Origin of the sequence: Ideonella azotifigens, assembly GCF_006519715.1 — a bacterium.
GTDB classification, from domain to species: domain Bacteria; phylum Pseudomonadota; class Gammaproteobacteria; order Burkholderiales; family Burkholderiaceae_C; genus Ideonella; species Ideonella azotifigens.
On record NZ_VIDT01000276.1, the window covers coordinates 1 to 6,787 of the forward strand.

The 6,787-nt window shown below is 63.5% G+C and carries 11 protein-coding genes; 4 read left to right on the forward strand and 7 right to left on the reverse strand.

What is annotated here, in order from left to right; all coding sequences use genetic code 11:
• Positions 1-161 precede the first annotated feature (161 nt).
• Positions 162-1,073 (forward strand): LysR family transcriptional regulator, encoded by a 912-nt coding sequence (locus FKP22_RS16640; protein WP_141288573.1) that lies wholly within the window; start codon positions 162-164, stop codon positions 1,071-1,073.
• 47 nt (positions 1,074-1,120) lie between these two features.
• Here the strand turns inward: FKP22_RS16640 and FKP22_RS16645 are convergent, their stop codons facing one another.
• The 6 genes from FKP22_RS16645 to lepB all read right to left on the reverse strand — a co-directional run bounded on the left by FKP22_RS16645 (position 1,121) and on the right by lepB (position 4,637).
• On the reverse strand, positions 1,121-1,576 hold the full coding sequence (locus FKP22_RS16645) for an excalibur calcium-binding domain-containing protein (protein WP_170200933.1): 456 nt from the start codon (positions 1,574-1,576) through the stop codon (positions 1,121-1,123).
• A 20-nt stretch (positions 1,577-1,596) separates the two neighbouring features.
• Positions 1,597-2,181, reverse strand: a complete 585-nt coding sequence (locus FKP22_RS16650) for a VOC family protein (protein WP_231012105.1) — start codon at positions 2,179-2,181, stop codon at positions 1,597-1,599.
• Positions 2,145-2,717 carry a GNAT family N-acetyltransferase gene (locus FKP22_RS16655; RefSeq protein WP_141288574.1) on the reverse strand — a complete coding sequence of 191 codons (573 nt, stop codon included), beginning with the start codon at positions 2,715-2,717 and terminating at the stop codon, positions 2,145-2,147. The genes FKP22_RS16650 and FKP22_RS16655 overlap by 37 nt, the downstream gene beginning before the upstream one ends.
• A gap of 42 nt (positions 2,718-2,759) precedes the next feature.
• The gene (locus FKP22_RS16660) at positions 2,760-3,299 is read right to left on the reverse strand and encodes an SRPBCC family protein (RefSeq protein WP_141288575.1); all 540 of its coding nucleotides are present in this window, start codon (positions 3,297-3,299) and stop codon (positions 2,760-2,762) included.
• A gap of 34 nt (positions 3,300-3,333) precedes the next feature.
• A complete protein-coding gene (locus FKP22_RS16665; protein ID WP_141288576.1) occupies positions 3,334-3,768 on the reverse strand; it encodes a VOC family protein in 435 nt (144 codons plus the stop codon).
• A 200-nt stretch (positions 3,769-3,968) separates the two neighbouring features.
• A complete protein-coding gene (gene lepB, locus FKP22_RS16670; protein WP_141288577.1) occupies positions 3,969-4,637 on the reverse strand; it encodes a signal peptidase I in 669 nt (222 codons plus the stop codon).
• Positions 4,638-5,098: 461 nt separating this feature from the next.
• Between lepB and FKP22_RS16675 the strand changes: the two genes are divergently transcribed.
• The 3 genes from FKP22_RS16675 to FKP22_RS16685 all read left to right on the forward strand — a co-directional run bounded on the left by FKP22_RS16675 (position 5,099) and on the right by FKP22_RS16685 (position 6,480).
• Positions 5,099-5,503 (forward strand): DoxX family protein, encoded by a 405-nt coding sequence (locus FKP22_RS16675; protein WP_211361435.1) that lies wholly within the window; start codon positions 5,099-5,101, stop codon positions 5,501-5,503.
• A gap of 102 nt (positions 5,504-5,605) precedes the next feature.
• Entirely contained in the window at positions 5,606-6,202 is a 597-nt protein-coding gene (locus tag FKP22_RS16680; protein WP_141288579.1) for a DUF4142 domain-containing protein, read from the forward strand.
• Positions 6,203-6,276: 74 nt separating this feature from the next.
• Complete coding sequence (locus FKP22_RS16685; RefSeq protein ID WP_141288580.1) at positions 6,277-6,480, forward strand: DUF6496 domain-containing protein; 204 nt, start codon at positions 6,277-6,279, stop codon at positions 6,478-6,480.
• Positions 6,481-6,540: 60 nt separating this feature from the next.
• On the opposite strand, the gene FKP22_RS16690 is transcribed toward FKP22_RS16685, so the two are convergent.
• Positions 6,541-6,787 (reverse strand): erythromycin esterase family protein (locus FKP22_RS16690; protein ID WP_141288581.1); only part of this gene is annotated, 247 nt, incomplete at its 5' end.

Genomic DNA, 6,787 nt, shown 5'->3' on the forward strand with positions numbered 1-6,787 from the left:
GCCGCTGGCGCCCAGCACCAGCGCCGTCTTCGAACTCGTCTGCTGTTGTTGCTGCTTGTCCATCTCATGCTCCTTGGGAATCGGGTTGATGGGATGGATTCTGGTCAGCGGGTCACTGATTGGGAATTACCGAAGACAAGCCAGCAGCTATACATTTCCGTATGGCTCAAACGATTGGCTGGGAACTCTATCGCTCGCTGCTGGGCGTGCTGCAGCAAGGCTCGCTGTCCGGCGCAGCCCGCGAACTGGGGCTCACGCAGCCGACGGTCGGCCGGCACATCGCCACGCTGGAGCAACAGCTCGGTGTGGTGCTGTTCACCCGCTCACAGCTGGGCCTGCTGCCGACCAACGCGGCCCTTGCGCTGCGCGGCCATGCCGAGGCCATGGCCAGCAGCGCCGCAGCACTGGCCAGGCTCGCCAGCGGCCAGGGGGACGCTGCGAAGGGCTTGAGCGGCACGGTGCGCATCACCGCCAGCGAGGTGGTCGGCGTGGAAGTGCTGCCGCCCATCGTCAAGGCCCTGCGCGACCAGCAGCCCGGCATCACCATCGAGCTGAAGCTCAGCAACCGCGTGCAGGACCTGCTGCAGCGCGAGGCCGACATCGCCGTGCGCATGGTGCGCCCCACGCAAAACCAGCTCGTCGCCCGCCAGGTCGGGCAGATCGAACTCGGTCTTTTCGCCCACCCCGACTACCTCGCCGCCCACGGCACGCCAAGCTCACTGCAAGACATGGCCGGCCACGCGTTCATCGGCTTCGACGAGCTGACGCCTTACCTGCGCAGCGTCGCCCAGCGCCTCGGCGTCAAGCGGGAGATGTTCACGCTGCGCAGCGACAGCGACCTGGCGCAGCTCGCGCTGATCCGCGCCGCCGCCGGCATCGGCTTCTGCCAGGTTGCGCTGGCCCAGCGCAGCGAGCCGCCCCTGCAACGGCTGCTGGCGAGTGAGCTCTCAATGCAACTGGACACCTGGGTCACGATGCACGAGGACCTGCGGCACAGCGCGGCATGCAGGGTGGTGTTTGATGCGCTGGCGGATGGGTTGCAGCGGCATGTGGCCTCCTCGACAGGGGCCTGACGCCTCGCCTGGCTCGCAACAGCGGGATCAGCGGATGGCTCAGCGATTCAGTGACCGCACCATTGCTCTTCGCACGGAACACCATCTCCGTTTCCGTCCATCTTCACGCCGGGGCAGTGGGCAAGAAAGTATTTCGCCTCGGCGCAGGACGTCATCCGAGAACAAGAAGTCCTGCCATCGCATTTGAACGATGGGCTGGGCGAGAAATAGACATTCCCAGGCGCTCGCTCGGCAATGCCGGGCGCAGCCGGCGCAGCTCGCGTGCGCGTTCCCGCTTGAGGCATCGCAGCACTTGCCGGGCTTTCCTTTTCCTGCGCCAACTTCTTCTGCCTTTCGGCATTGAGCTCCTCCACCGTTGGCGGCTTTCTGGCTTCGGTGGATGGGCAGGGGCTCTGCTGGTAGTTCACCGAACCGTTGACGGTGCACTTGTAGAGCTGAGTGGCCGCCATTGCGGGCGAAGCCACCAGCGCCAGCAGCAGTGCACCAGCCAGCCACTTGATCATTGGCGAGGAAGGCGCACGCACTACTTGCCTTCCGGCGGTTGCCACAGTTCGACCTTGTTGCCTTCCGGGTCCATCACCCAGCCGAACTTGCCGTATTCCGATTCCTCGGTTTTCTCCAGCACTTCGCAGCCTTCGGCCCGGAGTGCGGCCAGCAGCCCGGGCAGATCGGCCACGCGGTAATTGACCATGAACGCGGAAGCGCTGGGCGCGAAGCTCTTGCCGTCGCCGATGAACCAGGCGGTGCTGCCTGGTGTTGATTTCCCCGCGCTGTCCACCCACCGAAACTTGGCACCGCCCCACACCTGCACGTCGATGCCGAGATGGGTCTTGTACCAGGCTCGCAGCGTTGCCGGATCCTTTGCTTTCAGGAAGACGCCGCCGATGCCAGTCACCCTGCTCATGGGCTTTTGCACCGTTGAACTGCCTGAAGCACTGTTCGAATCTGCCGCAGCGGCCTGCGCGGCGGCCCACGCCGGCAGGATGGAAAGCATGGCGGCACACGCGCATGCAATGGCTGTTCGTCTGTCACGCATGCGAAGAATTCTCCCTTGGTGAACGCACCAAAATTTCAGCCTGCCGCCGAACCTGGCGGCGACTGCGCCCATTCCCGCCTCAGCAGGCCGTATACCCAGGAATCCGACACGTCGCCGTCCACCACGCAATCTTCCCGCAGCATGCCTTCGCGCACAAACCCCAGCTTCTCCAGCACCCGGGCAGAGGCGAGGTTGCGCGTGTCGGTCTGGGAATGCACGCGGTTCAGGTCCAGCGCGCCGAAGGCCCACCGCAGCAAAGCGCCCGCGGCCTCCGTCGCAAAACCCTGGCCCCAGGCCGCTTCAGCGAAACAGTAGCCCAACGTGGCGCTGCGGTAGAGCGGATTCCATTCGACCAGGCAGCACCAGCCGATGAACACCCCATCGCCTGCGCGTGTGACGGCCAGCCGCGCACCGCTGCCCTCCTCCGCCATCTGCTGGCAGCTCGCGAGGAAGCGCCCGGCTCGCGCACGGTCTTTCCAAGGCGGTGAATCCCAGTAGCGCAGCACCTGCGGGTTGCTCTGCAAGGCATAGATGGCATCAGCATCGCGCTCGCCAAAAGGGCGCAACAAAAGGCGCTCGGTGCGCAGCGTGGGGGTCGGCAGAGACATGTTCGCAGGTTGTCCTGTTCAAGCACGATGGGCAAGCGCTTTTCAAGCCGGGCGCCGAGCCCCCGCGCCGGCCGACTCGACCGCGGACTTGATGTCGTTCAGGTCCTGCAGCAAGGCCTTCTTCATCACACCTTTGAAGAACGCCATCGGGATCAGCTTCAGCCTGGCGACGAAGCCTTGCGGAATGGACTCGTGAGCACTGTGCAAGGTCACCACGCCACCGCGCTCCGAAATGCGCAGGGTGGCCAAAAACACAAACCCATGGCTTTCCGCCCTGGTCTTGTAGAACTCGTCCTCCACCGCGTCCGTGATCCACTTTTCGACCGTGGCGGGTTCGTCGAACAGCATCCTGGTTTCACGCCACTTCAGCCCAACGAGTCCGCTCGCAGGTTTTTCAACCACCTCGATCTTCTTCACCCCGCTGATGATTTCGGCGGCGTTCTCGATGTTGGACATGGCGGCCCAGACCGCTGCCGCCGTTCCGTCGATGGTCACCAGTGCTTCAACTGGCATCTGGATCCTGAGACCAGTGGTCATTGACGCGCGGGGAAGTCCCTGTAGAAGGGTTAGCGCCGCGCTCATGAATGCTCGAAAGCGGATCGCTGGACGATCTGCGTCAGGCAGACTGCTCAGCAAGCGCGACGATGATGCCCTCGGGGCCCCGAATGTAGGCGAGGCGGTACGTGTCTTCGTACTGCATTTCCCCGATTAGCTCGGCCCCGTGCTCGCGCATTCGAGCAAGAACAGCGTCGATGTTTTCGACAGCAAACATGATGCGGCGAAGGCCATATGAATTTACTGGTGCGTTCACGGGGCCGTACCGGATCGCTTCAGGTGCATGGAACTTGTCCAGCTCGATTCCTTGCCCATCGGGAGTCCGCAGCATTGCGAGGGTGGCTCGGACATCGTTGAGCCCGATCAGCTTTCCGACCAGAGGGCCCTCCACCGTCGTCTCGCCCTCCAGCCTGAGGCCCAGCTCGATGAAGAACGCCTTGACGGCTTCAAGATCGTCGACAACGATGAGAACGTTGTCCATTCGTTTGAGCGACATTTCTCGCTTCCTCTCGGGTGAATCCCAGACCTGCCGCTCGCGGCACCTGATCGGGACAGGAAGGAAGCTCGCGGCCCCTTCATGCGACGCTGGCCGGCACCAGGCATGGCAGCCCCAAACGTTTGACATGAGCGGCCGCTGGAAGCAAGCGAAGCTTGCTGGAAGACGTCCGCTTGATGGAAGGGATCACACTGCTCGACCTATTGAATGCGTTCGCCCACCCGTTCCAGCCGCGGCAACCAATCGCCTTTGATGTTCGCCGAGACGAGGATGTGGTGGGCTCGACCGATAAGAAGGCGACGGGGAACAACGCCTATGTAGCGGGAATCGGCACTGTTGTCTCGGTTGTCGCCAAGGAAGAAGTAGCTGTCCGCCGGAACGGAGATCGGTCCAAAGCTTCGCTTTGCCTCAATGGCCGGCAGGAACTGGACGGTCCGTTCGCTTCCTTCGATCCGTTCCGTCGTTCGCAGGCCTTCGGCGGTGCGGCCGTGGTCCATAGGTTCGGTGACACCTCGGGGAGTGCTGTACTCTGCGGCCGATCCGTTGACAAAGAGTATTTCGTCTCGCATTTCCACGACATCGCCGGGCACTCCGACGAGTCGCTTGATCAAGCGGACACCGTCCACAGGAGACGTGAAGGTGACTACATCGCCACGCTGAGGGCTTCCAAGTTTCATGACCGCGATGTCGGTCAGAGGAATCTTGAAGTCATACGCGAGTCGATTGACAAGGACGACGTCTCCTTCCAAAAGAGTTGGGCGCATGGAGCCAGAAGGTATGGGATTCCAATCGGCCATGGCTGATCGGAAGAATCCAAAGCAAAGCAAGAAGATCAGAAAGCCTCGGTTCTGGTTTATCCAGCGTCTCATAGGTACCTTTCGGTGGTGATGTCTGATCTAACGCCCAGGTTAACCGGCAAAAATGCAAAGCCTTTTTGTCCGTGTTGAACCTGCAGTTGGACGAGGAGAGGCGCCCTGCCCCGGAGGAAACTCATATGTTTGCCGCGCATTCTGCCGGACTCGCCGGCCGAACTACGCTCGCCACCTGACACAAGCCTGGCCTTTACCGTGCTGCCACGACCTTTGATGCAGGAGAAAGCGCGACGCTGCATTTCAAGAGAGATGTGAATGGTGCCTGAGCGCGGGGGCGATGTTGCTGCTGGCGCGCATGCGCTCTGGCGGTCACGCGGCACACCGAATGCCCTTCGCTTGTTACCGCCGTCTCTCTTCTGGAGCTCGCCATGCCCACCTCGTCCCTGCCCTCTTCCGCGTCCCGCCAGGCGCCCCGCCCGATCTCGCGGGAGTACCTTCGTCCGGTCGCCACGCCCGCAGTGCTTGCCTCCGCCGACGCCGGCAAGCTGGTGCTGCGGCTGACGGTGGCGGTGTTGATGCTGTTCCATGGCCTCAGCAAGGTCGTCGAAGGGCCGGGCCAGGTGATGGCGATGTTGACGCAGCACGGCTTGCCGCCGGTGCTGGCCTATGGCGCCTACCTCGGGGAAGTGCTGGGGCCGGTGCTGGTGATCATCGGCATGTACACGCGGGTGGGTGCGCTGCTGATGGTGGCGAACATACTGGTGGCGTTTGCGCTGGTGCACATGACGCAGCTGTTCACGCTGGCGCCTACCGGCGGCTGGGCGGTGGAGTTGCAGGTTTTCTACCTGTTCGGTTCGGTGGCCATCTTGCTGCTGGGCGCGGGCCGCTTCAGCTTGGCCGGGCAGCACGCGCGCTGGAACTGAGCGCCAAACACACACAAGGGGACAAGCTGGCGGACAGCGCGCTCGCTGGCTTGGGCCTCCGGTTTGCCAGAAGGTGATGACGACCAACCACCAGGAGATGCCATGTCTCACACCCTCGCCCATTTCGACACTCCCGCCGCTCGCCGGCCTTCCCTGATGCGCCGTGGCCTGCGCCCGGCGCTGGCCATGGGCACGCTGCTGCTGGCCAGTGGCCTGGCGATGGCAGCGGACTCGCTCTCGCATGCCGACAGCAGCTTCATGAAGGATGCCGCCAAGGCCGGCAATGGCGAGATCGAAGCCAGCCAGCTGGCGCAGACCAAGGCCAAGCGCGACGACGTGAAGGCCTTCGCTGCGCAGATGATCAAGGACCACACCGCGACGGCCGACGAGCTGAAGGCGCTGGCGGCGAGCAAGAACGTGACGCTCTCGGACAAGGCGTCGCTGGGCAAGCGCACCAAGCTCGAATTGATCAAGGTCGGCGACGACGACAAGTTCGACCAGCGTTACGTGGAAAGCTTTGGCGTGAAGGCGCACGAAGACACGGTGAAACTGTTCCAGAAGGCTTCGACCGATGCCAAGGACGCAGACGTGAAGGCCTTCGCGGTGAAGACGCTGCCGGCGCTGCAGCATCACCTGGAGATGGCCCGCACGCTGCAGGCTGCGGTGGCTCCCAGCGCGGCACCAGCAGCTTCCCGCTGAGCTGAGCCCATCTGACGCACGAGGCGGCAGCTGGCTTGCCGCCACATCTCACCGCCCTCTGAAAGGAACATGCAATGCCCAACCGTTATGGCGCGAAGGCCCAGGAAAAGGTACACACGGCCCTGCACGAGCTGAAGGAAGGCAAGCTGAAAAGCGGCTCCACCGGCAAGCCGGTGAAAAGCCGCAAGCAGGCGATTGCGATCGGCTTGTCGGAGGCGCGAAAGGAAGGCGGCAAGGTGCCGTCCAAGCGCGCGTCCAAGAAGACCGCTTCTCACTGACGCCGAACGCCCGCCCCGTCAAGAAAGAAGCCGCTCCCGGGCGGCTTCATTGCGTTGGGCTCACAGCCCCGTGGGAAAGGCTTCGTGCATGTCGCCGTGCAGGGCCAACAGCGACTCCTTGGTCAGCGGCTGGCCATCGCCGGCACGCCAGGCTGGCTCGGGCAACAGCGGGGCCAGCGCGCGGGTGCTGTCCAGGTGCAGCAAGGCATCGAACTGTTCGGCGGCGCGGGAAAAGAAATGGTGGTTCTCGCGCTCGGCTTCAGGGCGGTAGACCACGCCGATGGCGCGCTGCAGCCGCGGTTCGCGC